At 63.8% G+C, this 26,429-nt stretch carries 25 protein-coding genes; 12 read left to right on the top strand and 13 right to left on the bottom strand.

From position 1 onward, the window contains the following. Positions 1–41 precede the first annotated feature (41 nt). Together ACODTA_RS12520 and ACODTA_RS12515 are read right to left on the bottom strand one after the other, a co-directional pair. Entirely contained in the window at positions 42–3,125 is a 3,084-nt protein-coding gene (locus ACODTA_RS12520; RefSeq protein WP_489066249.1) for an efflux RND transporter permease subunit, read from the bottom strand. A 46-nt stretch (positions 3,126–3,171) separates the two neighbouring features. Next, positions 3,172–4,353, bottom strand: coding sequence for an efflux RND transporter periplasmic adaptor subunit (locus ACODTA_RS12515; RefSeq protein WP_489066248.1), 1,182 nt, complete (start codon positions 4,351–4,353; stop codon positions 3,172–3,174). 163 nt (positions 4,354–4,516) lie between these two features. Here ACODTA_RS12515 and ACODTA_RS12510 point away from each other — a divergent pair, with 163 nt between their 5' ends. The 3 genes from ACODTA_RS12510 (at position 4,517) to ACODTA_RS12500 (ending at position 5,773) form a co-directional block, all read left to right on the top strand. Next, complete coding sequence (locus ACODTA_RS12510; RefSeq protein WP_489066247.1) at positions 4,517–4,663, top strand: hypothetical protein; 147 nt, start codon at positions 4,517–4,519, stop codon at positions 4,661–4,663. Between the two features lie 40 nt (positions 4,664–4,703). Next, positions 4,704–4,973 (top strand): GlsB/YeaQ/YmgE family stress response membrane protein, encoded by a 270-nt coding sequence (locus tag ACODTA_RS12505; RefSeq protein WP_489066246.1) that lies wholly within the window; start codon positions 4,704–4,706, stop codon positions 4,971–4,973. Between the two features lie 74 nt (positions 4,974–5,047). After that, positions 5,048–5,773 carry an SIMPL domain-containing protein gene (locus ACODTA_RS12500; protein WP_489066245.1) on the top strand — a complete coding sequence of 242 codons (726 nt, stop codon included), beginning with the start codon at positions 5,048–5,050 and terminating at the stop codon, positions 5,771–5,773. A gap of 80 nt (positions 5,774–5,853) precedes the next feature. Here ACODTA_RS12500 and ACODTA_RS12495 read toward each other — a convergent pair whose 3' ends face one another. The 4 genes from ACODTA_RS12495 to ACODTA_RS12480 form a co-directional block, all read right to left on the bottom strand. Further along, positions 5,854–6,111, bottom strand: coding sequence for a GlsB/YeaQ/YmgE family stress response membrane protein (locus tag ACODTA_RS12495; protein WP_489066244.1), 258 nt, complete (start codon positions 6,109–6,111; stop codon positions 5,854–5,856). A 185-nt stretch (positions 6,112–6,296) separates the two neighbouring features. Continuing rightward, positions 6,297–6,596 (bottom strand): CtrA inhibitor SciP, encoded by a 300-nt coding sequence (gene sciP, locus ACODTA_RS12490; RefSeq protein ID WP_222993335.1) that lies wholly within the window; start codon positions 6,594–6,596, stop codon positions 6,297–6,299. A gap of 96 nt (positions 6,597–6,692) precedes the next feature. Continuing rightward, on the bottom strand, positions 6,693–6,971 hold the full coding sequence (locus ACODTA_RS12485) for a hypothetical protein (protein WP_489066243.1): 279 nt from the start codon (positions 6,969–6,971) through the stop codon (positions 6,693–6,695). Positions 6,972–7,529: 558 nt separating this feature from the next. Next, positions 7,530–8,075, bottom strand: coding sequence for a hypothetical protein (locus ACODTA_RS12480; RefSeq protein WP_489066242.1), 546 nt, complete (start codon positions 8,073–8,075; stop codon positions 7,530–7,532). Positions 8,076–8,209: 134 nt separating this feature from the next. Between ACODTA_RS12480 and ACODTA_RS12475 the strand changes: the two genes are divergently transcribed. Then, on the top strand, positions 8,210–9,487 hold the full coding sequence (locus ACODTA_RS12475; RefSeq protein ID WP_489066241.1) for an MFS transporter: 1,278 nt from the start codon (positions 8,210–8,212) through the stop codon (positions 9,485–9,487). A 22-nt stretch (positions 9,488–9,509) separates the two neighbouring features. Here ACODTA_RS12475 and ACODTA_RS12470 read toward each other — a convergent pair whose 3' ends face one another. After that, positions 9,510–9,758, bottom strand: a complete 249-nt coding sequence (locus ACODTA_RS12470; protein WP_489066240.1) for a DUF2171 domain-containing protein — start codon at positions 9,756–9,758, stop codon at positions 9,510–9,512. A gap of 58 nt (positions 9,759–9,816) precedes the next feature. Further along, on the bottom strand, positions 9,817–10,305 hold the full coding sequence (locus ACODTA_RS12465) for a thermonuclease family protein (protein WP_489066239.1): 489 nt from the start codon (positions 10,303–10,305) through the stop codon (positions 9,817–9,819). 271 nt (positions 10,306–10,576) lie between these two features. Here ACODTA_RS12465 and ACODTA_RS12460 point away from each other — a divergent pair, with 271 nt between their 5' ends. Continuing rightward, positions 10,577–10,888, top strand: a complete 312-nt coding sequence (locus ACODTA_RS12460) for a hypothetical protein (protein WP_489066238.1) — start codon at positions 10,577–10,579, stop codon at positions 10,886–10,888. Between the two features lie 54 nt (positions 10,889–10,942). On the opposite strand, the gene ACODTA_RS12455 is transcribed toward ACODTA_RS12460, so the two are convergent. Further along, entirely contained in the window at positions 10,943–11,743 is an 801-nt protein-coding gene (locus ACODTA_RS12455; protein WP_489066237.1) for a LytR/AlgR family response regulator transcription factor, read from the bottom strand. Then, positions 11,740–12,837 (bottom strand): sensor histidine kinase, encoded by a 1,098-nt coding sequence (locus tag ACODTA_RS12450; RefSeq protein WP_489066236.1) that lies wholly within the window; start codon positions 12,835–12,837, stop codon positions 11,740–11,742. Before ACODTA_RS12450 ends, ACODTA_RS12455 begins: the two co-directional genes overlap by 4 nt. A 134-nt stretch (positions 12,838–12,971) precedes the next feature. On the opposite strand from ACODTA_RS12450, the gene ACODTA_RS12445 reads away from it, so the two are divergent. The 4 genes from ACODTA_RS12445 to ACODTA_RS12430 are packed head-to-tail and all read left to right on the top strand — an operon-like array spanning position 12,972 to position 17,376. Further along, positions 12,972–13,382, top strand: coding sequence for a hypothetical protein (locus tag ACODTA_RS12445; protein ID WP_489066235.1), 411 nt, complete (start codon positions 12,972–12,974; stop codon positions 13,380–13,382). A 56-nt stretch (positions 13,383–13,438) separates the two neighbouring features. Next, positions 13,439–15,436, top strand: coding sequence for a TonB-dependent receptor family protein (locus tag ACODTA_RS12440; RefSeq protein ID WP_489066234.1), 1,998 nt, complete (start codon positions 13,439–13,441; stop codon positions 15,434–15,436). A gap of 7 nt (positions 15,437–15,443) precedes the next feature. Further along, a complete protein-coding gene (locus ACODTA_RS12435) occupies positions 15,444–16,742 on the top strand; it encodes a PepSY-associated TM helix domain-containing protein (protein ID WP_489066233.1) in 1,299 nt (432 codons plus the stop codon). Between the two features lie 40 nt (positions 16,743–16,782). Then, a complete protein-coding gene (locus ACODTA_RS12430; protein ID WP_489066232.1) occupies positions 16,783–17,376 on the top strand; it encodes an HD domain-containing protein in 594 nt (197 codons plus the stop codon). Positions 17,377–17,456: 80 nt separating this feature from the next. Here ACODTA_RS12430 and ACODTA_RS12425 read toward each other — a convergent pair whose 3' ends face one another. From ACODTA_RS12425 to lepA, 3 genes are all read right to left on the bottom strand, one after another. Beyond that, entirely contained in the window at positions 17,457–20,045 is a 2,589-nt protein-coding gene (locus ACODTA_RS12425) for a TonB-dependent receptor (protein WP_489066231.1), read from the bottom strand. Positions 20,046–20,363: 318 nt separating this feature from the next. Continuing rightward, positions 20,364–20,543 carry a hypothetical protein gene (locus ACODTA_RS12420; RefSeq protein WP_489066230.1) on the bottom strand — a complete coding sequence of 60 codons (180 nt, stop codon included), beginning with the start codon at positions 20,541–20,543 and terminating at the stop codon, positions 20,364–20,366. Continuing rightward, positions 20,543–22,336, bottom strand: a complete 1,794-nt coding sequence (gene lepA / locus ACODTA_RS12415; RefSeq protein ID WP_489066229.1) for a translation elongation factor 4 — start codon at positions 22,334–22,336, stop codon at positions 20,543–20,545. Before lepA ends, ACODTA_RS12420 begins: the two co-directional genes overlap by 1 nt. Before the next feature lie 239 nt (positions 22,337–22,575). On the opposite strand from lepA, the gene ACODTA_RS12410 reads away from it, so the two are divergent. From ACODTA_RS12410 to ACODTA_RS12400, 3 genes are all read left to right on the top strand, one after another. After that, complete coding sequence (locus tag ACODTA_RS12410; protein WP_489066748.1) at positions 22,576–23,349, top strand: CsgG/HfaB family protein; 774 nt, start codon at positions 22,576–22,578, stop codon at positions 23,347–23,349. A 100-nt stretch (positions 23,350–23,449) separates the two neighbouring features. Further along, on the top strand, positions 23,450–24,412 hold the full coding sequence (locus ACODTA_RS12405; RefSeq protein WP_489066228.1) for a YVTN family beta-propeller repeat protein: 963 nt from the start codon (positions 23,450–23,452) through the stop codon (positions 24,410–24,412). 105 nt (positions 24,413–24,517) lie between these two features. Beyond that, positions 24,518–26,398 (top strand): CocE/NonD family hydrolase, encoded by a 1,881-nt coding sequence (locus ACODTA_RS12400; RefSeq protein ID WP_489066227.1) that lies wholly within the window; start codon positions 24,518–24,520, stop codon positions 26,396–26,398. The last annotated feature ends 31 nt before the right edge of the window (positions 26,399–26,429 follow it).

The raw sequence follows: 26,429 nt of genomic DNA, 5'->3' as shown, positions 1-26,429 counted from the left end.
CCCGCGAAATGGTTCAAGCCCTTTTCGCGAGCGGATGCGGATCACTCCGCCGGATATGGCGTCGCCGCCGCCTTGTCGTCACCCGGCTTGTACGTCAGCAGGCTCCGGCGCAGCTTCGGCCCGATCTTCTTTTCGAAGCCGTCGGCCAGGCTAAAGCCGGCCGGTACGATCAGCAAAGTCAGCAATGTCGACATGATCAGCCCCCCGATCACGACGGTGCCCATCGGCGCACGCCAGGCGCCGTCGCCCGTCAGCGACAGGGCCGTCGGGACCATGCCGGCCACCATCGCGACCGTCGTCATCACGATCGGCTGGGCGCGCTTGTGCCCGGCCTCCATGATCGCATGGAACTTGTCGGCGCCCGACTGCATCTCCTCGATCGCAAAATCGATCAACAGGATCGAGTTCTTGGCGACGATGCCGAACAGCATCAATATGCCGATGAACACGGGCATCGAGATCGGCTGGCCGATCAGGGCGAGTGCCATCAGGCCGCCGAGCGGCGCCAACAGCAGCGATCCCATGTTCACCAGCGGCGACATGAAGCGCTTGTAGAGCAGCACCAGCACCGCGAAGACAAGCAGGATGCCGGAGACCAGCGCGATGCCGAAGCTCTTCATCATCTCCGCCTGCCATTCGTCCTCGCCAAAGGGCGCGTTGGACACGCCGAGGGGCAGGTTCTTCATGACCGGCAGATTGTTGATCGCCGTCATCGCCGTGCCCTTGACGGTGCCGGGCGAAAGATCCGCGCCGACGAAGACGCGCCGGTTCTGGTTGTAGCGCTGGATCGAAACCGGGCCGGATCCGAAGCCGATCTCGGCAACGCGGCTCAAGGGCACCGATCCGCCATCTGCCGTCTGGACCGGCAGATTCTCGATCGTCGCAAGGTCGCGCCGCGATCCTTCGGCCAGCATAACGCGGATCGGCACCTGACGGTCCGACAACGAGAATTTGGCGCTGTTCTGATCGATATCGCCCAGCGTCGCGATGCGGATCGCCTGGCTGAGCGCCGCCGTGGTCACGCCAAGCTGCGCGGCCAGATCGAGCCGGGGCTTGATGATCAGTTCCGGCCGCCGCATGTCTGCGTTCACACGGGGCGAACGAATCTGCTTCAATCCCTTCATCTGCTCGACCAGCTTCACCGCCGTCTGATCGAGCAGCGCAGGATCGGAGCCCGACAACATGACCGAGATGTCGCGACCGGTGCCGCCACCGCTGTTCTGCGCCTGGAAATAGACGCGCGCATCGGGGATGTTGGCCAGTTGCGGCGCCAGATCGCGTTCGAACTCGATGCTGGTCCGCTCCCGCTTCTTCTTCAGGCTGATATAGATCTGGCTATTGCCTTCGCGCACGCTCTCCATCGTCACTTCGGTTTCAGGCTGTTGCTTGAGCAGCGCGTTGACGCGCTCCGCGACCGCCTCGGTCTGCTGCAGCGTGGTGCCCGGCACCATCTCGATGCGGACCTGGCTGGTGTCCTGATTGACCGTTGGAAAGAACTGCATCGGGATGATCTTGAACATGCCGATCGTCGCCACGAAGGCGAGAACGCCGATCCCCATCGTCCACCAGCGATTGTGGAGCGACCAGTCCAACACCTTCATATACCGGTCCATCAGCGCGCCGCCGCCATGTTCGGCCTCGCCATGCGCCTTCAGGAAATAGGCGGCGATCATCGGCGTGATCATGCGCGCGACCGCAAGGCTGATCAGCACCGACGCGACGACGGTCAGTCCGAAATTCTTGAAGAACTGCCCCGACACGCCGGGCATCAGGCCCACGGGCAGGAAGACCGCGACGATCGAGAACGTCGTCGCCACCACCGCCAAGCCGATTTCGTCGGCGGCGTCGATCGACGCCTGATAGGCGGTCTTGCCCATTCGCATATGTCTGACGATGTTCTCGATCTCGACGATGGCGTCATCGACCAGCACGCCGGCAACGAGGCCGAGCGCGAGCAGCGACAGCGAATTGAGCGTGAAGCCCATGAGGTCCATCACCCAGAAAGTCGGGATGGCGGACAGCGGAATGGCGAGCGCCGAGATGAATGTCGCCCGCCAGTCGCGCAGGAACAGGAAGACGACGACGACGGCAAGTAGCGCGCCTTCGATCATCGCCGCCATCGAACTGTGATATTGCGCTTCGGTATAGACGACATTGTTGAACATCGGGATCACCTTGACCCCGGGATTCTCCTTCTCGATCTGCGCGATCGCCGTTTCGGTGGCATGGAAGACCGAGACGTCCGACGCGCCGCGCGCGCGCGAGATCGAGAAGCTGACGACCTGCTTGCCCGAAACCTTGCCGATGCGAACCTGCTCGCTGTACCCGTCGGTGACGTTGGCGACATCGCCCAGCTGGATGGTACGACCGTTGCCGAGCGAAATCTGGGTCTGCGAAAGCTGATACGCATCCGCGGCGTTGCCGAGCACGCGCACCGACTGGCGCGATCCGGCGATCTCCGCCTTGCCGCCCGCCGCGTTGATGTTCACCTGGCGCAGCACATTGTTGATCTGCGCGGCGGTCACGCCCTGCGCCTGCATCCGCGCGGGATCCAGGATGACGCGGATCTCGCGATCGACGCCGCCATTGCGCTCCACCTTGCCCATGCCGCTGATCGCCATCAGCCTTTTGGCGATGGTGTCGTCGACGAACCAGCTCAACTGCTCCATCGTCATGTCGGATGCCTGGACCGCGAAATAGGCGAGCGGCTCCCCGGCGGTGGTTTCCTTCTGGACGAACGGCTCCATGATGCCGTCGGGAAGCTCGCCGCGGATCTGGTCGATCGCGTTCTTCACTTCGTTGACGGCCTGGTTGATATCCGTGCCGATCTGGAATTCGATCATCGTCGACGAAGAACCCTCGCTCGCCGTCGAACTGATGTTGCGGACCCCGTCGATGCTGCGCACCGCCGATTCGACGCGCTGCGTGATCTGCGTCTCGATCTCGGTCGGCGCGGCGCCGGGCTGGGAGATCGACGCGATCACCAGCGGGAATTCGATATCGGGCTGGTTCTGGACCTCCATGCGCATGAAGCTGACGATGCCGGCAAGCGTCAGACCGACGAACAGCACGATAGGGACGACCGGATTGCGGATCGACCAGGCGGAGATGTTCCTGAAGTTCATCGTCTCATGTCCATGTTTCGATGCCCGTCATGACGGGCGATCGATATCAGTTCTTGCCCGCCAGGGCCGGCTTGACGGTTTCACCCGGGTTGAGAAAGCCGCCGGCGCGCATCACCACCTTCTCGCTGCCGTTCAGGCCGGAGGTGATCGCGATGCCGGTCGCCGTCACCGTGCCGGTGGTCACCGGACGGCGCTCGACCTTGTTCCCCTTGCCGATGAGATAGACGAAATTGCCCTTCTCATCGCTCAGCACTGCGGATTCGGGCAGCAGCGGCTGCTGCTGCGTTCCGCGCACGATCCGGGCCGTGGCGAAGCCGCCGGGGCGGATGGCGGGATCGTAAGGCAGGACGAGCCGGGCGATGCCCTGGCGCGTCGCCGGATCGATGACGGGAGACACCTGCCACACGCGGCCGGTGAAGCTGCGATCGGTGCCGACGGGCGTGACCGCCGCCTGCGCGCCGACCGGCAGGCCCGACAGGTCGGTTTCGCTCAACCGCGCAAGCAATTCCATCTCGCCGCCCTTGGCCATGCGGAACAATACGCCGCTGCCCGAGCTGACGACCTGACCCGGTTCGACGTTGCGGGTCAGCACGAGGCCGGCTTCGGGGGCGCGGATGTCCAGCCGGGCGGTACGCGCACGCGATTCGCCGAGCGATGCCTCCGCCACGCGCACGCGCGCGACCGTCTGATCGCGCGTCGCGATCCGGCGATCGACATCGGCCTTCGAAACGAAGCCGCGCGCGACCAGCGACTGGGCGCGCTCGAGCTCGGACTGGGCAAGTCGCGCATCGGCGCGGGCGACATTGATCTGCGCGGCAAGCTGGGCGTCGGTCTGGACCTGGACGGAGCGATCGATGGTCGCGAGCACCTGGCCCGCCGACACCCACTGGCCGGGCTCGACCAGCACGCGCGACACCATGCCCCCCTCGCCCGCGACGCCAACCGGCATTTCGCGGCGCGCCGCCAGCGTGCCAGTGACCGAGATCACGTGATCGACCGCCTGCTGGCCGGGTTGGATCACCGTCACCACGGGCATAGCCTGGCTGGGCGCCGCATCCGTTCCCGCGCCGCCGAAGAAAGCCCTGTAGGCAAGCAGACCCGCAAAGGCGACGGCGATCAGCGCGACGACGCCGATCATCATGCGACGACGCCGAGCCTGGCGCGCGGCCTCCTCATCGGAAAGCAGCTCGACGCCTTGGTTGGCCGTCAAACGCGTCTCGTAGTTCATCATCTTCTGCCTTCAGCTTCGTGCCGGTTCCCAGGACGGCGGTGTATTACATCAATAAGTCAGTAGTCTCAAGCAGGACTTTTCGTGCCGGGCACGGAAAGTCGAACCAGGATTTTCCGCCGAATACGGCGCGACCATTGCAGGACGGGCGCCTCTGCGCCTGATGACGTCGCCGATCAAGCGGAACCGTAGCGATTCCGGCAATAATTCCAAGCAGCAAGCACTCAATGCCCCTACCGGCCATCAATCGAACATTATCACTCAAGCTTGTGGTTATCTGACGTTACGGCTTGCCAAAGCCGTGCATTGACGAAACAACATGCGCAGAAACTGCACAGCAGGAACGGCCGATGGACATTTTCTGGTGGATCTTCGTCGGATTGATCGCGGGCGCGCTGGGCAAGTTCATCATGCCCGGCCGGGATCCGGGTGGTTTCTTCGTCACCATATTGATCGGCATCGCCGGCGCGGTGCTGGCCGGCTATGTGGGGCAGATCATCGGCCTTTCCGAACCCGGCGAACCCTCTAGCCTGTGGAAGACGATTCTTGGCGCCACGCTGGGCTCGATCGTGCTGCTCATCCTCTACCGCCTGATCATGACCGGCCGCACGCGCCATTAAGCTTCCGTGCAGCGTCGCTCTGCTTATGCAGCGGCACCGCCGCGTTTTGGCGGAACAGAGGAGTATATGAGTTCATGACCAAGGCCCCGATCGCCGTGGCGCTCGCCGCCCTTGCCCTGACGCCCGCCACCCTGGCGGCGCAGACGACCGTTCCGGTGCCCGTCGCCGTCCTCCAGGGGACGCGCCTCGACATCGTCGCGACCGGAGAGACGAAGCGCGTGCCCGACATCGCGGTGATCAGCGCCGGCGTCGTCACACAAGCGGCCGACGCAGCCGGCGCGATGCGCGAGAATGCGCAGCGCATGTCCGGCGTCGTCGCCGCCCTCCGCAAGGCGGGCGTTGCCGAACGCGACATCGCCACCGCCACGATCAGCCTCAATCCGCAATATCGCTATGGCGAGAATGTGCCCCCGGTGATCACCGGCTATCAGGCGACGAACACGGTTTCGATCCGCTTCCGCGACGTCGCCAAGAGCGGTGCGATCCTCGACGCGCTGGTCGCGCAGGGCGCCAACCAAATCAACGGCCCGAACCTCCAGATCGACAAGCCCGAGGCAGCCGAGGACGAGGCGCGCACCGACGCGATCCGCAAGGCGCGCGCGCGCGCCGAGCTTTACGCGAGCGCCGCCGGCCTGAAGGTGAAGCGCATCCTGTCGATCAGTGAATCGGGCGGATACGCACCGCCGCCTCCGATCGCCTATATGCGCGCGAACATGGCGGGCAAGGAAGCCGATACGATGGTGGTGGCCGGCGAACAGTCGGTCGGGATCACCGTTTCGGTCAGCTTCGAGCTCGAATGACGTCAACGCCGATCACGGCGGGCAAAAAAAGGGCCGCGCGGGCAACCCGCGCGGCCTTTTCTTTCTTCGGGTTCAACCGATCAGCGCAGCCGGCCACGGCGCACGAGATTGACGATCCCGAGCAACACGATCGCGCCGACGAACGAAGCGATCAGCGAACGCGCGTCGAAACCCGCATTGTTGATCGAGCCGCCGGTAACGAACAGTCCGGCGATGAACGCACCGACGATACCGACGATGATGTTCAGGAAAATGCCCTGCTGCGCGTCGGTACGCATCACGATGCTGGCAAGCCAGCCGATAATGCCACCCACGATGAGCCAAATAATGATACTCATATGGAAGGTCCTCCTGTCGCTGCCATCCGTTGACCGCCGGATGGCCTGAGCAAGGACAATACGATTGGCCCATGGCCTTTGTTCCGTTGGCGTCACGGCCGCAAATAGCTGCCGGACAAGAAAAACCCCACCGCGCCATCGTCTGGCGGGTGGGGTGAAATCAGCCGGCTGGGCCTACGGGAAGCTCAGTAACGCTGCTGCCGTTCGTACAGCGAACGATAATGCTGGATGCGCGTCACACGCAGACCGGGCATGCCCGAGCGATCGACCGCCCGCTGCCAGCCAGCAAATTCCTCGAGAGTCAGGCCATAACGCTCGCACGCCTCATCGACGGTCAGCAAGCCGCCGTTGACGGCCGCGACCACTTCGGCCTTGCGGCGAACGACCCAGCGGGTCGTCGACGGCGGCGGCAGCGTATCGAGCGTGAGCGGCTCGCCGAGCGGACCGATCACTTGCGCGGGCCTTATCTTCTGATTTTCGATCATTCCTACCTCAAACCAGTTCGCGGTCTGTCAATGTGCTGAATCGCGTTACACCAGGGACGTTGAAATAAGCCTAAACCCGGAGAGTAAATATTCCGGTCATGTTTGCAGTCCGGATGAAATGCGGCGAGCCGCGGCGATATTGAAACTGCCGCTGAGTTCGGCCGGCGAGATCGCCGCGCCATCGGCGAACATCATGATCATCGGGTCGTGCGACGGCCCCGTATCCACCGCGTCGCGCTCGATCAGGATCTGGCACCGCGCCGTCGCGGTCACCGATTGGCGCGCGGAAAGCCCGGCGAGCAGTACCGGAAAATCGGGTACCACTCCCAGTGGCCGCGCGAGCAGCCTTTCGAACCGGGCGAATGCAAAATCCATCCGCGAGGGTGTAGGGAAAGTGGGTGAATCACTGGTAAAGACCCAGCCGAAAATTACGGTTTTGAGACAATCCGCACCGTAGCGGCGATCAACCCTTGGTGAAGGCCGCGCGAAATCTGAAACGCACGAGCCGCTCGGATGGTCGTGATCGCATCGCTGTTACGGAATGCAGATTCCCAGCCTCGACTCCGCGGTGGCAGGCTTTTTCCACACGATGCTCTTAATTTCCTCGCGGACTGCCGTCCGCATCGCTTCATTATCAATCATGCCGGATATGAAAAGAGGCTGCCGGGCCTGACGGCCCGGCAACCCCCTAACATGGTCAGCGGCCGGAGTATCCAGCCCGGGAGACCATTTATCGCGCTATTAGCCGCGCGTCCCCCGAACGGACTGAACCGACCTCATTGCTGAACCATGAGACATCGGATCACCTCCTTTCGCTTGTTGAAGCCCTTGTGCCTCTTGGCACGCCCCATGTGTGAATCATCGCGATTCGCGACACAAGACTTGTTTTGATTTTTTTTCTGGGCAAGATTCAACGCTTCGCGCCGAGCCGCGTCAGCCCCGGCAATCCTCCACCACCCGCGCGACCTCCGCCCAGCCTGGCAGGACCATTTCCTCCGCCCCGTCCGCCCGCACGAGAAAGCGGCCGCGCGTGTAGACAAGCTTGTCGAGAAAGGCGTCGTTCGCTGCGGTCGATGCCCCCACGCTCGGCGGCGAACCGCCGATATTGGCAAGCGCATAGCTCGCGGTCCCAGCCGTCGACGTCAGCGTCAACCGTGCGCTGCTCCCCGGATCGAGCACACCCGAACGCTCGAAACGAATGCGCCGCGACGCCTTTTCGCAGCGCACCGCGAAACGCGGCGGGACACCAGGCAGACCGAACTGGGCAACCGAACCGCCCGAAACGTCGCGATAGCTCCAGTCGCCCGGTGTCGCCGCACGATCCGTCCATTCTCCGGGAGGTGGCGGCGGTGGCGGAACCGGCGCGGGCGCGGGAACGGGCGGCGGAGGTGCCGGCGGCGGTGGAGCAGGCTCGCTCGGGCGGACGCACCCGCCAAGCGCCGCCAAGACGACTACCGATACGAGGCAGGCCTTACGCATTCCAATCCTTCCAGAACCACCGATACCGGCGCCAGCATAGGCGCTGGCCCGACCGGCACAAGCCGCACCCGTCGCGCGACCGCGCTTGCCCGTCGCGACGGCGCCGCACATAAGGTGTCGAAACAGGGGGATGCATGTCGATCGAAGCCAGGAGACTGAAGTCCATCATCGGCGGATCGGCCGGCAATCTCGTCGAATGGTACGACTGGTTCGCCTATGCGTCGCTCGCCATTTATTTCGCGCCGGCTTTCTTTCCGAAAGGCAATCCGACCGCGCAACTGCTGAGCACCGCGGCGATCTTCGCCGTCGGCTTCCTGATGCGGCCGCTGGGCGCGTGGATCATGGGCATCTATGGTGACAGGCACGGCCGCAAGGCCGGGCTGGCGCTATCGGTGGGGCTGATGTTCGCGGGTTCGCTGATCATCGCGATCGCGCCGACCTATGATCAGGCCGGTGCGCTTTCGCCGCTGATCCTGCTGTTCGCGCGCATGCTGCAGGGGCTTTCGGTCGGCGGCGAATATGGCGCGAGCGCCACCTATCTTTCCGAAATGGCGACACGCGACCGGCGCGGCTTCTATTCGAGTTTCCAGTATGTGACGCTGATCGGCGGCCAGTTGACCGCGCTCGCCGTGCTGCTGGTGATGCAGGCGGTGCTCAGCGAGGCCGCGATCGAGGGCTGGGCCTGGCGCATCCCCTTCCTGATCGGCGCCCTGCTCGCACTCGCCGTCTATCTGCTACGTCGCAATCTGGCGGAAACCGCGGCGTTCCAGGCGATGGACCGTACGAATCTGCCTACCTCGTCGGCACGGCATCTGGTGAAGGCGCATCTGCGCCCGACGATCCTGCTCGTGATGATGACGGCGGGCAGTTCATCGGCTTTCTACGCCTACACCACCTATCTCCAGAAATTCCTGGTCAACACCAGCGACTTCGACCGCGAGACCGCCACACAGATCACCGCCCTGGCGCTCGTCGTCTTCATGCTGCTCCAGCCGCTGCTCGGCCTGCTGTCCGACAAGATCGGGCGCAAGCCTTTGCTCCTCTGGTTCGGCATCACCGGCATGATCGTGACCGTACCGGTGTTCACGATGCTGTCCACGACCACCGATGCGGCCGTCGCCTTTGTGCTGAGCCTGATCCCGCTCGTCGCGATCGCGCCCTACACTGCGATCGGCGCGGTGGTGAAGGCGGAGATGTTCCCCGCCCATATCCGCACGCTGGGTGTCGCCCTGCCCTATGCCATCGGCAACGCCGCGTTCGGCGGCACCGCCGAGACGGTCGCGCTCTGGCTCAAGAACCAGGGCGTCGAGGCGGCCTTCTACTGGTATATCACCGCGCTGATCGGCATCGCGACGATCGCGTTCCTGCTGGTGCCCGATACGCGGCGCAACAGCATGATCGTGGAGGACTGAACCCGGATCCGAGCGCGGGCGATCAGCCGGCCTCTTCCTCCTCGAACGTCACAGCAACGTCGCCGTTCGCGGACAGGCGAACCTTGTCGCCCTCAATGTCGGCGACAAGGCCGATCGATATGAAATGATGATGCCCTTCGTGGCGGCCTTGCCCGCTATCGGCCTTGGTCAGCTTGATCCGGTGCCCATCGACCTTGTCGACGGTGCCGACATGGACGCCGTCGGCGCCGATCACTTCCATATGTTCGCGGATGCGGCTGGTGTCGGTCATGGACTATCTCCTTCGAATGCCCGCGCTCAACGCACGATCGTGCCGCAAGGATGCATGATCAATCACACCAGGATCGCCGGCCACGCCCATAGGGCCGCGCCAGGCCTTCGGCGACGAGCAGGTCACCGATCGACCTGCCATCACGCGTAACCGTGCGGAGCTGGCGACCGTAACGATCCGTGGCACGCCCGCTGATTTCCAACTCGAAAGGCCCCTGGTTGAGCAAGGCCTGCAGACGGCGCGTCGCACGTGCGCCCAGTTCAGCCTCCTCCGCGCAACGCGGCGGATGGGTTTCGGGTGTATCGATATCGGCGATTCGGATTTTCGCGCCGTCCACCCGGAAGGTATCGCCGTCGACCACGCAGTTGCGCCCGCCACCGCTGTGACAGAGTCCGAACCGAACCGCCGCCCGGCCCGCTCCAGTCGCCGCCAGGCCATCGGGCTGGGCATGCTCCGCGGGCGGTGCCGCCGTATCCACCGCGACCGGATCGATCCGGAAATCGATCTGCGTATAGCCCAGCCCGGCCAGGCAAGCGGCAAGCAACAATATGAAGAATCCGGGCCGGCGTGGGCGCCTGCCCCGCCCCCATCCAGTCCGACGATAATATCCCTGCTGACTGCGTCTCGGCCCGCCGCGAAATGAAACGATATTGTGCATCACCCGCCCCGATTAGGCGGCACCGGACGAACCGTGGCTTAAGCACCTGCCTGCGGAATCATCGCATCAGCCCGGTGCCGCCACGGCCCGGCGCAAGCCCCGGTAGAAGACGCGATGGCGATCCGTTGGCGGGCGGTGTTCAACGATGAGGAGACGAGCCATGCAGGTTACCATGATCGCGCTCACCCTGGGCGGAATGGCGCTCGCAGCGCCCGCCATCGCCCATGACAGCCCGGCACCGGGCGATCCCGACAATGCCTATTGGCGCGACTATCAGACCGATCTCAGCGAAGCTCGGCGCGAGCTCGCCAGCGATCTGCGCCGCGCGCGCAAACCCAGCGATCGTGAAGAGGCCTGGAGCGAATATCGGCGCGAACTCGCCGATGCGCGCAGCGATTATCGCAAGGAAATGATCGAGAAAGGCTATTCCGTGGGAACAGTGCAGGTTCTCGATGATGCACCGGAAGATTGAGGCTCCTGGCGTCCCGCCCCGGACCGGCCGGGGCGAGATGCTGGTCCATGACGATCAGTGGACGAAGCGCGCCACCACGTCGCGATAGGAACGGCTGACCTTCACCTGCGCACCCGAATCGAGCACCAGGAAACATTCGCCATTGGTATGCGGCTTCACCTGCTTGACCAGATCGAGGTTCACGATGGTCGAACGATGGACGCGCTGGAAGCGGCGCGGATCGAGCCGCTTCTCCAGATCCTTCATCGTCTCGCGCAGGATCAGCGTGTTATCGCCGGTATAGATGCACATGTAATCGCCGGCAGCGTCGATCCGCTCGATCGAATCCACATCGACGCGGAAGATCTGACCGCGATCCTTGATGTTGATCAGTTTTTCGTAGCGGCTGGCGGCGTGCGCGTCGCTATCGCTGGCGATCTGGTCGACCGCATCGGGCGCGACTTCGGAAAGCACTTCCTTCAGCCGCTCCACTTCCTCCTGGCCGCGCTTCTCGGCAAGGCGCTGGCGCACGCGATCAAGCGTGTCGGCAAGCCGCTCGGGCTCGACCGGTTTCATCAGATAGTCCATCGCCTGCGCCTCGAACGCGCGGATCGCGTGATCGGAATAGGCGGTGACGAAAACGAACAGGGGCGGTTCGACTTCCATCAGGCCCTGAACGACGGAAAAGCCGTCGAAACCAGGCATCTGGATATCGAGGAAGACAAGATCGGGCTTATGAGTCTTGATCGAACGAATGGCCTCACGACCATTCAGGCAGGTATCGACGATTTCGACATCGTCATGGGCTTCCAGTCTCAGCTTCAAGCCCTGAATCGCCAGGGATTCGTCATCGACCAGAATGGTGCGTATCGTCATGCGGCCACTTTCGGCTGTTCTTCCAATATGAGCGGGAACTCTAGCGTAACGCTGAACCCGCCACTTGGTTTCGAACCAGCATCGAAACGATGCTCGGGACCGAAGGCCTGGGCGAGACGGTCGCGAATATTTGCGAGACCCACTCCGGTCGAATAGCTGGGCCTGATCGCGTTCTCCTTCAACCCCGGGCCGGTATCGGACACGGTGATCTGCACCCGATCTCCGGCCAACCGCGCATCGACCGAGATGTCGGCGCCCTCTTCCTGCGGCGTCACCGCATATTTGATCGCGTTCTCGACAAGCGGCTGAAGCAGCAGCGAAGGCAACCGCGCCTTCGCTGCGCCATCCTCGATCGAGAAATGCGTGCGCAACCGGTCCTCGAAGCGCATCTTCTCGATTTCGAGATACAGCTTCAGCGTCTCGACCTCCTGCGCCAGCGTCACCTGCGCGGTCGGCTCGTTGGCCAGCGTGTAGCGCAGGAACGACGACAGGCGCGAGAGCATCGTGTTGGCGCGTTCGGTCTGCTTGAGCAGGACCAGCGTCGAGATCGAATTGAGCGTGTTGAACAGGAAATGGGGATTGAGCTGGTAACGCAGCATCGCGAGTTGCGCCGACGTCGCCTGGACGTCGAGCTTGACGAGCTGATCGGCCTGCTCCTCGACGATCAGGTAGAAGTTGATCGCGTAATAAAGCGCCGACCAGGCCGCGAGGATCGTGAAATCGAGCGTCAGCGTGCCGAGCACCAGATTGGTCGCCAGCGGCGTATCGGGCTTGTTGATCGTCGAGAACACCCAGGCATCGATCACCGCGAACAGCAAGGTCGCGATCAGGATCGCCGCCACCGATACGCCCCAGGTGACGATGCGCGCGCGACTGATCACCATGCGATAGATCACGCCGAGCACGAGCGTAAGCGAATAGCCCGTGACGACATGGATCAGCAACGGCACCAGGAATTCGAGCGGAAAGCCGTTCGAGAAGCCCGACAGCGCGCGCAGCACGAGATAGCCCGCCCAGCCCGCCGACTGAAGGTTCCAGAAAGCCCGGTTCTTGTCGTCGAAGAACGGCCGTTGCTTGAGCCCGATGCTCGCCATCGCGCCGCTGTATCGCGTCACGGCGCGAAGGTGAAGCCGCAGGCTGCTCGTCCGGTCGCCGGCAATATGTCAAATCGCCCCACCATCGCGAAACCCATTGCACCCACCCGCGCCCGCGCGCATAGGCGCGGCCCATGAACGCATGGCGGCGCAGCTTCACGGGACGAAACAGGGCGCTCGCGCTCTGGATCCTCGCAGCCGCGCTGATGCTCCGGATTCTTGTGCCGACCGGGTGGATGCCGATGGTCGGCGCCGATGGCATGACCCGGATCACGCTGTGCACGGGCGAAGGACGCGTCGTCGCATGGGTCGATCGCTCGGGCGACGTTCATAAGCAGGGCACGCCCAAATCAGATCCGCGCCACGACCAGCCCTGCGCCTTTTCGGGTCTCGCACTGGCGGTTGCCGACGCACCGCCGCCGGCGATCGTCGCATCGCACGCCATTCCGGCCGATCAGCCAGATAGCTTCCCCGCCATTATCTCCATCGGCCGCGGCCTCTCCGCACCGCCGCCACCCGCGACCGGACCACCCGTCACCGTCTGAAAACCCAGCCTGCCCGCATGATCGCGGGCCGATCCCGTTTTCAGGAAGGTCTTTCCATGCCCCGCATTTCCCACGCGCTTGCCAGCGCGTCGCTGCTGCTGTCCGCCATCCCCGCCCTTGCCGAGGACAGCCCCGAAACCACGGCCGAACCCATCATCGTCACCGCGGATCGTCTGGACGACGCCGAGGCGCGAACGACGCGCACGCCCGGCGGCGCGAACGTCGTGTCCGCCAAGGATTATGCCGACAAGGCGGCGGTCTCGCTGCGCGACGCGCTCGCCTTTTCCCCCGGCGTCTATACCCAGCCGCGCTTCGGGCAGGAGGTCCGTCTGTCGATCCGCGGCTCCGGATTGAGCCGGGGCTTCCACATGCGCGGCCTCACGCTGCTGCAGGACGGCATTCCGATCAACATGGCCGACAATAATGGCGACTTCCAGGAACTGGATCCGACGATCATGTCGCATCTGGAGGTCTATCGCGGATCCAACGCGCTGCGCTTCGGCAGCTCGACACTGGGCGGCGCGATCAACGCGGTGACGCCGACCGGCCGGACCGCGCCTGGCATCACGCTGCGTATCGACGGCGGCAGCTTCGACACGCTTCGCGGCCTCGCCTCGGCCGGCTTCTCCGACGACCGCGCCGATGCCTGGGTGGCGCTCGCCGCCGACCGGTCCGACGGAGATCGCGACCATGCCCGCCGCTCGGCGCTACGCTTCAACGGCAATGTCGGCATCAGGCTGACCGACCGGATCGAAACGCGCTTCTACGCCAGCGTCCAGCAGATCCGGCAGGACCTGCCCGGCGCGCTGTCGATGGCCGATGTCTTGACCAACCCCGCCACCTCGCTGCCGGCCAACATCACCGGCGATCAGCAGCGCGACATCGATTCGATCCGCCTGCAGAACCGGACACGTTTCGCGCTTGGCGACGGCACGCTCGATATCGGCCTGTTCCTCAACGCCAAGCAGCTTTTCCATCCGATCTTCCAGGTGATCGACCAGAAATCGACCGATTGGGGCAGCTATGCCCGTTACGATCGCGACTGGGGGCGTTTCGCGTTGACGCTTGGCGGCACCGCACGTTGGGGAAATGTGGCCGCGAAGCAGTTCGCCAATGTGGCGGGGCGACGCGGTGCACCGACCGCAGATGCCCGCCAGAGCGCGCGGACGATCGATCTCTATGGCGAATTGCGCTTCAGGCCGATCGACACGCTCAGCCTGATCGCCGGCGCCGTCCATGTCGAGGGGCGGCGTTCGGTGGACAATCGCTTCAACCCTGTCGCGAGCGACAGCCAGTCGTTCAGCCAGTTCTCACCCAAGATCGGCCTGTTGTTCGAGCCGGGTTCGACGTTGCAGTTCTATGCCAATTACAGCCGCTCGGCGGAGATTCCCGGCTTCAGCGAACTGGCGCAGGCACAGCCGGTCCCCGGCTTTGTCCCGCTCGATGCGCAGACGGCCTGGACAGCCGAGATCGGCACGCGCGGCGAATGGGGCCCGGCCCGGTGGGACATCAGCCTCTATCGCGCCGACCTGAAGGGCGAATTGCTGCAATATTCGATTATACCGGGCTTGATTCCCGCCGCGACCTTCAATGCGGGCCGCACACGGCATCGGGGAGTGGAGGCGGGACTGGATCTCGATCTCACACGCTGGGCGCGGCTGCGCCAGAGCTGGCAATATGCCGATTTCCGTTTCCGCGGCGACGTCCAGTTTGGCGGCAATCGCCTGCCTGTCATTGCTCCGCATTTGTACCGCGCGGCGCTCCGGCTTGGCGGCGACCGTTTCTCCGTCACACCCAATGTCGAATGGGTGCCACGCGGCGCCTGGGCCGATTATGCCAACAGCGTTCGCACCGATGGTTATGCGCTGCTTGGCGCCACCGCCCATGCCGAACTGCGCCAGGGCATCACGCTGTTCCTCGATGCCAGAAACCTGACCGGTAAAAAAGCTGTCGGAGATATATCTGCAGTGGTGAAAGTGAGTGGCCCGGCCCAGGCGCTTTATTACCCCGTCGAACGCCGGGCGGTCTCCGTCGGCGTCAACGCCCGTTTCTGAGGGCACCATGCGGGAGTCGCTCTATCGCGCGGTCTGGCGCTGGCATTTCTACGCCGGGCTGATCATATTGCCCATGTTGATGTGGCTCGCCGCGACCGGCGCGCTCTATCTCTACAAAGCGGAGCTGGAGCGCGTCGTCTACGGCGCATGGACGCAACGTCAGTTCACCGGGCCACCCACGGCACTTGCGCCGATGCTCAATCACGTCGCGGCTCAGGCTCCGGGGCGCGTGACGCGGATCGAGCGACCTGCCGATCCGGACGCGAGCTGGCGGATGACCCTGGTCCGACCCGACGGCGAACGACGGACATTGTTCGTCGATCCCGCCTTCGGCCAGGTGCTCGGCAGTACCGCCGAGGGCGGCGTGATGGAGACGGTGAAGCGGCTGCACAGCCTGGCGATCACCGGCCCCGTCGGCAATGCTGTGATTGAGATCGCGGCAGGCTGGGTGATCCTGCTCTGCCTTTCGGGCTTCTATCTCTGGTGGCCACGCGCAGGACAACGCGCGCTCGCATTGCGCGGCCGCGTCGGGCAACGGTTGTTCTGGCGTGATTTCCATGCCTCTACCGGCGCGCTGGTCGGCGCGGTGATCCTGTTCCTCGCCGTCAGCGGCATGCCCTGGTCCGGCTATTGGGGCGGCTGGCTGCGCGGCGCGGTCACAGCCTCCGGCGGCGGACGCCCGGCCGCACCGGGGCCGGCGCGCGGCGAGCATGTCGATCATGGCTCCGCCGATCCCGCCCTGCCATGGTCGATGCAGCATCGCGGCCATCCGATGGGACATGGCGGCGCCGATATCGGCCCGGACCGCGCGATCGCCATCGCCTCTGCGCGCGGGATCGGGCCTGCCTGGAGCCTGACGCCACCCGCCGAACCCGCCGCGCCCTATCTGGTCGCGGCAGCCGCCACACGCGCCGGCGATGCGCGCGTGCTCTATCTCGACGCCGCCGATGGCCGGGTGCTGCTCGATGCGCCCTATGCGACATTCGGGCGGGGTGCCCAGGCGATCGAATGGGGCATCGCCGTCCATCAAGGCCAGCATTATGGCGAGGTCAACAGGCTGGTCATGCTCGCCGGCTGCATCGGCGCATGGCTGCTTGGCCTGAGTGCACCGATCCTCTGGTGGAAGCGCCGCCGCGCGGGCCGCCTCACAACCCCGCCCCGCGCCGACAACCGCCGCGCCAGCCGGGGCGTCGCCGCGATCATGCTGACAGTGGGCGCACTGTTCCCGTTGACCGGCGCGACGATGCTGGCGGCACTGGCGGGAGAATGGCTATGGCGGGCGATCAGGTCGCGTTTTGCAACTTGAGCGGATTCGGCGTTATCCTCTCCGCCGGAGGAGAGGATCAATGAACGACCAGACTCATGATCGCGCGACATTCACCGCGATGACCGAGGGCACCCAGGCCGATTGGCAGGCGATCAGCAGCCATTTCATCCCGTTCGCCGCCAAGGGCGGCCGTCGCGTGCTCGATCATCTCAAGCTGCTCGACGGCGATTATGGCGGCTTCCCGGTCGATCGGCTCCAGCATTCGCTACAGACCGCGACGCGCGCGCATCGCGACGGACGATCCGACGATTATGTGGTGATGGCGCTGATCCACGATATCGGCGACACGCTGGGCGCCTATAACCACCCCGATATCGGCGCCGCGATCATCAGGCCCTTCGTATCGGAGGAAGTTCACTGGATCACGGCCCAGCACGGCATTTTCCAGGGTTATTATTTCTTCCACCATCTCGGCATGGACCGCGATCTGCGCGAGAAGTTCCGTGGCCATCCGCATTTCGAGGCCTGCGCGGAATTTTGCGAGAAATACGATCAGACCGCGTTCGACCCTGCTTATGAAAGCGCGCCGCTCGATTTCTTCGAACCGATGGTGATGAAGCTGTTCGAACGGCCCAGGCAGAGCCTCTATTCGAGGGCGGCGGAAGCCGATTAACCCGGCCCTTGACCCGCATATAAAGCAAAACCGCCGCCCCTTTCGGGACGGCGGTCCTGCTATGAACCATTGGCTCGCGATCAGAACGCGACGACGAGCGAACCCATCACCGTGCGCGGCGGGCCGATCTGCACGAAGATCGGCGAGGTGTAACCGCTCAGACTATTGTTGGTATAGATCGGCGACTGGTTGCCGCCGTCGAAGCTGCCAACATAGAGCTTGTCGAACAGGTTCGTGACGTTGAGCTGGAAATAGGTCTTGTCGTTGAGACCCAGGAACTCCAGCGACAGACGGGCATCCAGATCCACCAGCGTATAGGCCGGCGTCGCGGCCGGGAACACGACGGTGCTGTTGGCGCCGGTGTAGATCGGCAGGTTGGAGTCGTTCACATAGCGCTTGCCGGTGCGCTTCGCCTGGACGCCCAATTCGAGCGGGCCGAGGTTGCCCTGCACGCGACCACCGAGCGTGAAGACCGGCGCACCCGATTCCCGCTTGCCCTTGGTCGGCGAATAGATCGGCGTGATCGTATTGCCGTTCACGAGTTCCGTGATCAGCAGGTCGTCCTGGATTTCCGACTTCATGTACGAACCGAAGGCGTAGAGCGAAATCTCCGGAATGGGCTGATACGAAACACTGCCGTCGATGCCGTACTTGTTGACGGTGCCCAGGTTGCGGAACACGCTGCGATCCAGTTCGGGATCATAGGCCTCCGCGAGGCGATCCTTGTACTTGGTGTACCACACCGACAGCTGCGCAATCAGCTTCGACGAACGATAGCGCATGCCCAGGTCGAAATTGGTGGTGGTCTCAGGCCGCGGATTGGCCTGCTCCGTGCCGGCGGGATAGAAGAAGGAGTTGTACAGCGTATCGGTACGCGGAACCTGCAGGCCCTGCGAATAATTGGCGAAGACGCTCGCCCGATCGGTGACGTCATAGGTCAGGCCGAAGTTCGGCAGCAGCTTGTCGTATTTGAACACGCGCTGCTGCGGCCCCTGGCGCGGCGACGTGCCGCCGGCGATCGCAACCGTCGGGTTCTTAGCCAGATAATCCGCCAGCGCCGTGGCGTTCGTGCCGAAGCAGTCGACGAAGCCCGACACGCTGGTCGTCGCGCAATAGTTGTTCAGCTCGCGCTTGAAGAACGGCGCGCGCAGGCCGGCATTGACCGTCAGGCGCTCGTCGAAGAACTCGCCGCGATATTCGCCAGCGAACTGATGCAGGATCGCGTACGAAAGGCGATCGCGCTTCTGCAGGACATTGCCGTCCCGATCCTTGAGCGGATCGTTGACCGGGAAGACGTCCAGCGGGCCGCCGTCGAGATCGAGCAACTGGGTCTCGCCGGTCTGGCGGTGGCGCGCACGATCCCAGGAATAGGCGACGCGGACCGTGTTGTGCTCGTTGATGTCGTAACGGAGCGACGCGATCACGCCGAAACGCTTGGTCTTGGTCTGGCTGGGCGCCAGCACGCGGATCTGGTCGAGGATGTCGCCGTCACCGTTGAGATCGCGACCGAAATAGGGCGAGCCGCCGATATAGCCGGTGCGATTGGAAACGGCCGCGCCGGGATCAACATCGAAGAAACCTTCACGGGCGGTTGCAGTGCCGCCGCCATTCGCCTTCACATATTGGTAGCTCGGATCGACCGTCAGGACGAGGCCGTCGGCCAGCGTGAATTTCGAAGCGATGCGGATATTGCCGGTGTTCGACGGGTTGAAACGCTCGTCAAAGGTCGAGCCGCAGGTGTTCGCCAGGTCGGCCACGCCCGGACGCGCCACCGTGTTGATCTGGCAGCGCGCGATTTCGTAGAAACGCTCGTCCTTGGTCAGCGGGAAGCGGTTGGTGACCGCCAGGTTCGCATCGGTGCGCAGCGAGACCGAACCGAGGAAATTGTTGCGATTCTGATTGTAGTGACCCGCGATCGAGATGAAGTCGCCGTTCGAGCCGATCGGCTGATAGATCCGGGCGTTATATTGCTGCTTGTCGATGCGGCCGACATTACGACCCGGACCGGTCAGGTTGAACACGTTGTTGTTCTCGGCATGGCTCGCGGCGAAGAACGCGCGGGTGCCCCAGGGGCCGATCTCGCCGGTATCGACCGAACCGAATACGCGGAAAAAGCCATATTCGCCGACCGAGCCGGCAATCTTCGCGCCGAAATCCTGATAGGGATTACGCGTACGATAGTTGACCGTCGAACCGGAAGCCGCCGCGGTCGGGCTGTCGACGTCGGTCGAACCGAGGTTGACGTTGACCTGCTCGATCAGTTCGGGATCGACCTGCTGGTTCGAATAAAGCGCATAGCTACCCGAATCGTTCAGCGGCACGCCGTCGAAGGTCTGGCTGATGCGCGTATTGTCGAAACCGCGGATATAGAGCTTGCCGCCCGCCGAACCGAAGGGATCGTTGTTCTGGAAGGAGACACCGGGAAGCTGGTTGATGATGTCGTTGACCGTCTGGCCAGGCGCCTGGCGACCGATGAACTCCTGCGTCAGCACGGCCTTGGCCTTGCTCGTGTCGGGCGCGATCACGCCGGCGACGCCGTTGTCGGTGCGCGCACCGGTGACGACGATTTCGTTTTCGTCGAAGTCGATCGAGCCGGTCGACTGGGCGAACGCCGCGCCCGGAATCGCGAGCGCAGCAGCGGCTACACCGACGTAAAGCATATTCTTCATGGATAGTCCCCTTGATGGACCCCCGGTCGTCTTCCCTCAAAGCCGACTCGTGATCCGAACTCCTAGGTTGCACTGCAACAGCACGGCGGCCCCTTAAAGGCCCAAATGTTGCACTGCGATGACGATGGGTTCTTTATTTTTCAAACTGATGCAGGACTGCCACAGTCGCAGGAAATAATGACCCGAGGCGCGCGATCGGACGCTCATTCAGCCCACAGCAAGGATTCAGCCCGGATTTGCCATATCCAATATTGAATATGGTTGCGCGACACCTACGAATATTTACCCTTTTGGCACTTTTAACAGGTGGGTGGCCGATCAGCGCAGTTTCGCGATCTTCAGCCCGTCGAGCTTGGCGCGATCCTTGATCGACTCCTCACTGCGCGTCATCGCCTTCGAAATCGCCTTCAGCGCCATGCCCTTCTTGGCGAGTTGGTGCAGCTTCTGGATCTCGTCACTCGTCCAGGGCTGGCGATGCCGTTCGAAGCGCTCGGCCATCAGGCGTCATCCCCCATGCGCAGCGCCGCGATGAAGGCCTCTTGCGGGATGCTCACGCTGCCATATTCGCGCATCCGCTTCTTGCCTTCCTTCTGCTTGTCCAGAAGCTTCTTCTTGCGGCTGATGTCGCCGCCATAGCATTTCGCGGTCACGTCCTTGCGGAGCGCGGCGATCGTCTCGCGCGCGATCACCTTGCCGCCAATCGCCGCCTGGATCGGAATCTTGAACAGATGGCGCGGGATCAGGTCCTTCAGCCGCTCGCACATATGGCGCCCGCGCGCTTCGGCGGCGCTGCGGTGGACGATCATGCTGAGCGCGTCCACCGGTTCGTTGTTCACCAGGATGTTCATCTTGACGAGGTCACCGGCGCGATGGCCGATCTGGTGATAGTCGAAGCTGGCATAGCCCCGGCTGATGCTCTTCAGCCGATCGTAGAAATCGAACACGACCTCGTTGAGCGGCAGTTCATAGGTGATCTGCGCGCGGCCGCCGACATAGGTGAGGTTCTTCTGGATGCCGCGACGGTCCTGGCACAGCTTCAGGATCGGACCCAGATATTCGTCGGGCACGTAGATCACCGCCTCGATCCAGGGTTCCTCGATTTCCTCGATCCGGTTGGGATCGGGCATGTCCGCCGGATTGTGCAGTTCAAGCTGGCCGCCGCCATGCGTGAGCGTCAGGTGATAGACCACCGACGGCGCCGTCGTGATCAGATCGAGATCATATTCGCGCGTCAGCCGCTCCTGGATGATCTCCAGGTGGAGCAGCCCCAGGAAACCGCAGCGGAACCCGAAGCCCAGCGCCGCGCTCGTCTCCATCTCGAAGCTGAACGAGGCATCGTTGAGCCGCAGCTTCGAGATGCTTTCGCGCAACTTCTCGAAATCATTCGCGTCGGTCGGAAACAGGCCGCAGAACACCACCGGCTGCACTTCCTTGAAGCCAGGCAGCGCTTCGGCCGCGGGCTTCTTGGCGTCGGTGATGGTGTCGCCGACCATGGTCTGCGCGACTTCCTTGATCTGCGCGGTGATGAAACCGATCTCGCCCGGCCCGAGTTCGGGAAGCTGCTCGATCTTGGGGCGCATACAGCCGGTGCGGTCGACCAGGTGCGTGGTGCCGGCCTGCATGAACTTGATCTGCTGGCCCTTCCTCAGCACGCCGTCGATGACACGGACGAGGATGACGACGCCCAGATAGGGATCGTACCAGCTATCGACGAGCATCGCCTTCAAGGGCGCGTCGCGATCGCCCTTGGGTGGCGGGATCTTGGCGACGACCTGATCGAGGATCTCGTCGATGCCGATACCGGACTTGGCGCTCGCCAGCACGGCTTCCGACGCGTCGAGGCCGATGATGTCCTCGATCTCGGCGCGCACGCGCTCCGGTTCGGCTGCCGGCAGGTCGATCTTGTTGATGACGGGCAGGATCTCGTGATCATGCTCGATCGACTGATAGACATTGGCGAGCGTCTGCGCCTCGACGCCCTGCGCGGCGTCGACGACCAGCAGCGCGCCTTCGCAGGCAGCGAGCGAGCGCGAGACTTCATAGGCGAAGTCGACATGGCCCGGCGTGTCCATCAGGTTGAGGACATAGCCCTTCCAGTCGAGGCGCACGGTCTGCGCCTTGATGGTGATGCCGCGTTCCTTCTCGATCTCCATATTGTCGAGAACCTGGGCGGACATCTCGCGCTCGGACAGGCCGCCGGTGCGCTGGATCAGCCGATCGGCCAGCGTCGACTTGCCATGGTCGATATGCGCGATGATTGAGAAGTTGCGGATCTTGTCGAGCGGAGTCATCGGGCGCGCCTAGCATCGCTGCCGCCAGATGTCATCGACCAACAATTGATGACGAAGCCCGTCATGTGATCCAGAGCACTTACGCACTTGCGGCTTTGATGATATGGCGGCGTCACACCGTCAACAAGCGGGTCGCGCACAGGATTTTGCATCTCGGCTTCCGGGGGGCGTGGAAGATCACACGCAACAAGGTGCCGATTTTGATTGGGGAGAATATCGTGTCCGTCAAACTGACTTCGTTGCTTGTCGCATCCTCGCTCTGCATCGCGGCTTCGCCAGCGCTGGCGAAGGATACGAAGGGCTCGTCCGCACGCCAGGAGCAGTCGCGCGGAACGCAGGAAATTCCGCGCTGCACCCGCAAGCTCGGCTCGGTCGCAATCGTCGAGCCCGACACCCAGTGGTGGCGCGACTATAATCTCGGCAGCCCCGAAGCGATCCTGAAGGTGTTCGTCCAGCAGTCTGGCTGCTTCACGATCGTCAATCGCGGCCGTGCGATGCAGAGCCGCGCGATGGAACGCGCCATGGCCGACTCGGGCGAACTGCAGGCGGGATCGAACCTCGGCAAGGGCCAGGTGAAAGCGGCTGACTATTATCTCGAGCCCAACATCGTCGGCGCGAACGCCAATGGCGGCGGCGGCGGCGCGGGCGGCGCGCTCGGCGGCGCGCTCGGCGGCCTGTTCGGCGGCGCTGGCCGCGTGATCGGTGGCATCGCCGGCGGCATCTCCGTCAAGAAGAAGGAAGCGAACGTCACGCTTTCGATCGTCAACGGCCGCACCACCGAGGAAGAAGCGCTGACCGAAGGCTATGCCCGCAAGTCGGACGTCAGCTTCGGCGGCGGCGGCGGCGCGCTTTGGGGCGGCGGCCTCGCCGCGGCCGGCGGCGGCGGCTATCAGAACACCGAGATCGGCCAGGTCATCGTGCTCGCCTATCTCGACGCCTATACCAAGCTGGTCACCCAGCTCGGCGGCCTGCCCGAGAACGCGGCAGCAGCGGCGCCCGTCGCGCGCAAATAAGCAGCACGGCAAGTCAAACGAAGCGCCGTCCCGGTCCACCGGGGCGGCGCTTTGTTTTTGCGCGGTTCCTGCGTATTCATCCGCGCAAAGGAGAGACCCGATGCGCCCATTCGTCCTGCTGGCCCTGAGCCTTGCCTCCAGCTTCACCCTTGCCACCCCCGCCGCCGCCGAGACCCTGCTGATCGGCAACAAGGCGGAGGACACGGTGAGCTTCATCGATCTCGCCACCGGCAAGGAACGCGCGCGCGTCGAAACCGCGCATATGCCGCACGAGATCGCGATCTCGCCGGACGGCAAGCAGGCGGCGGTCGTGGCCTATGGTGGCACCACGCTCGATATCTTCGACGTCGCGAGCGCCAGCCGGGTCAAGAGGATCGACCTGTCGCCCAATGTCGCGCCGCATGGCATCGCCTGGCTGCGCGACGGCCGGCTGGTCGTCACCACCGAGAAGAGCAAGTCGCTGACATTGGTCGATCCGGCGACCGGCGCCGTCAGCGCGGTTGCTACGAACCAGAACGGATCGCACATGGTGGCGATCGCGCCCACTGGCGGACGGGCCTATGTCGCCAATATCGCGTCGGGCAGCGTCAGCGTGATCGATATCGACAAGCGCGTGAAGATCGCCGACGTCGCGGTCGGCGGGCGCCCCGAGGGCATCGCGCTGACGCCCAATGGCAAGCAGCTCTGGGTCGGCGACCTGTCGGCGCCCCATGTCCGCATCGTCGACACCGCGACGCTCAAGACCGTCGCGACACTGCCCGTCGATCCGGTGGCGATCCGTGTCGCGATCAGCCCGGACGGCAAGACCGCCGTCACTTCCAATCTCGAATCGGGTACGCTGACGCTGATCGATGTCGCGAAGCGCAAGGTGCTGAAGACGATATCGGTGAGCGGCCAGAAGGATGCGGGCCAGGTCACGATCCTGTTCTCGCGCGACGGCAAGCGCCTCTACGCGGCCGAAACCTATCGCAACGAGATCGCCGAGGTCGACATGAAAAGCGGCACCGTGCTCCGGCGCATCCCTGCCGGCAAGAATGGCGACGGGCTCGGCATCGCGCCCTGACGCCGCATTTTCAAATAAGAAAAACATGTCCTGATTGCGCCGATTTCTTGACAATATGCATGATTATCGAGACAATTGCCGCATAGAATTAGGGGAGATTGTCGGATGAAGCGCACCGTCCTAGCCATGTCCGTGGCGTTGACGCTCCACATGCCTGTCGCGGCACAGGATTATTCCAAATACACGCCTGAAGCGGCGGCCAAGGAGATGGCGGAGACCGCCACCGCCGAAACCGCCGTGCTCGTGCCGATGCGCGACGGCGTCGGCCTGTCGACCAACATCTACAAACCCAAGGGCGCGACAGGCCCACTGCCGGTAATCCTGTGGAAGACGCCCTATAACGAGCATGTGCTGCGCGGCATGACGCAACAGCTCGCGCTGGAAGCGGTCAAGCGCGGCTATGTCTTCATTGTCCAGAACGAGCGCGGCCGCTATTTCTCGGAAGGGAAATACGAGATCCTGGGCTATCCGCAGACCGATGGCTACGACACGCTGAGCTGGATCGCCAAGCAACCCTGGTCGAACCAGAAGGTCGGCACGCTCGGGTGCTCCTCCTCCGCCGAATGGCAGCTTGCGCTCGCCGCGCAGAACCATCCGGCGCATGCGGCGATGGTGCCGATGGCATCGGGCGCGGGCATCGGCAAGGTCGGCCGCTTCCAGGAACAGGGCAATTGGTACACCGGCGGCGTGCCGCGCAACCTGTTCTTCGTCTGGCTCTACGGCGTCGACAATCCGCTGCGCGCCGAACTGCCCAAGGGGCTCGATCCCGCGATGCGTGCGCGCATCGCCAGCTATAACGACCTTGCCGCGACCAAGCCCAAGGTCGACTGGAACAAGCAGATCAAACATCTGCCGGTGGACCAGATGCTCTCCGATCTCGGCGAGCCGCCCGCAACCTTCGAGCAGTTCATCAAACGCAGCCCCGCCGATCCCGCCTGGCGCAAGGGCGGCCTGTATCACGACGATATGGGCTGGGGCGTACCGGCCTTGTGGTTCAACAGTTGGTACGACGTCTCGATCGGGCCCAATCTGGAACTGTTCAACCATGCTCAGGCGGCCGGCACCGACAAGGAAGCGAGCGCCAACCAATATGCGGTGATCGGCCCGATGCCGCATTGCCAATATTGGCAGCAAGGGCCCAAGACCGTCGTCGGCGAACGCGACATGGGCGATACCAGCTTCGACACCAGCGGCACGATCTTCGCCTGGTTCGATCGCTGGCTGAAGGGCAATGCCGCCGCCTGGCCGGCCGCCACGCCGCGCGTGCAATTCTACCAGATGGGCGCCAATCGCTGGCAGAACGCGGCGAGCTGGCCGCCCAAGGGAGCTGAGCCCATGCGCCTTTATCTGCGCAGCGCCGGCGGCGCCAACAGCCTGAACGGCGATGGCCGGCTCGAAGCCACCGCACCGCCCAGGGGCGAAGCCGCCGATCGCTACCGCTACGATCCGATGAATCCGGTGCAGACCGTGGGTGGTGGCGACTGCTGCAATGGCGGGATCGTCGTGCCGGGTGCTTTCGATCAGCGCGGCGTGGAAACGCGCAACGATGTGCTCGTCTATACCAGCGAACCGCTGAAGGCGCCGGTCAACGTCAGCGGCTTCGTCGATGCGGTGCTCAAGGTCTCGTCGAGCGCCAAGGATACCGACTATACGGTCAAGCTGGTCGATGTGGCGCCCGACGGCACCGCCTGGATCATCGCCGACACGATCTTCCGCGCGCGCTATCGCGACGGATATGACAAGCCGAAGATGATGGAGCCGGGCAAGGTCTACACGATCCGCCCGACCCCGATGGCGACGAGCATCCAGTTCGGCGCCGGCCACCGCATCCGCGTCGAGGTCAGTTCGTCCAGCTTCCCCAAATTCGTGCGCAACCTGAACACGGGCGGTCCGAACGAGAGCGAAGCCAAGGGCGTGGTGGCGGACAACAGCGTCCACCATGACGGCGAGAATGCATCGTACATTGAGTTGCCCGTGGTGCGCTGATGCCAGTCCCCTTCCGTAAACGGGAGGAGAG

The organism is Sphingomonas sp. FG14, from assembly GCF_057809675.1.
The sequence above is the reverse complement of the archived record's forward strand: the minus strand, read 5'-3'. Positions and strand labels throughout refer to the sequence as shown.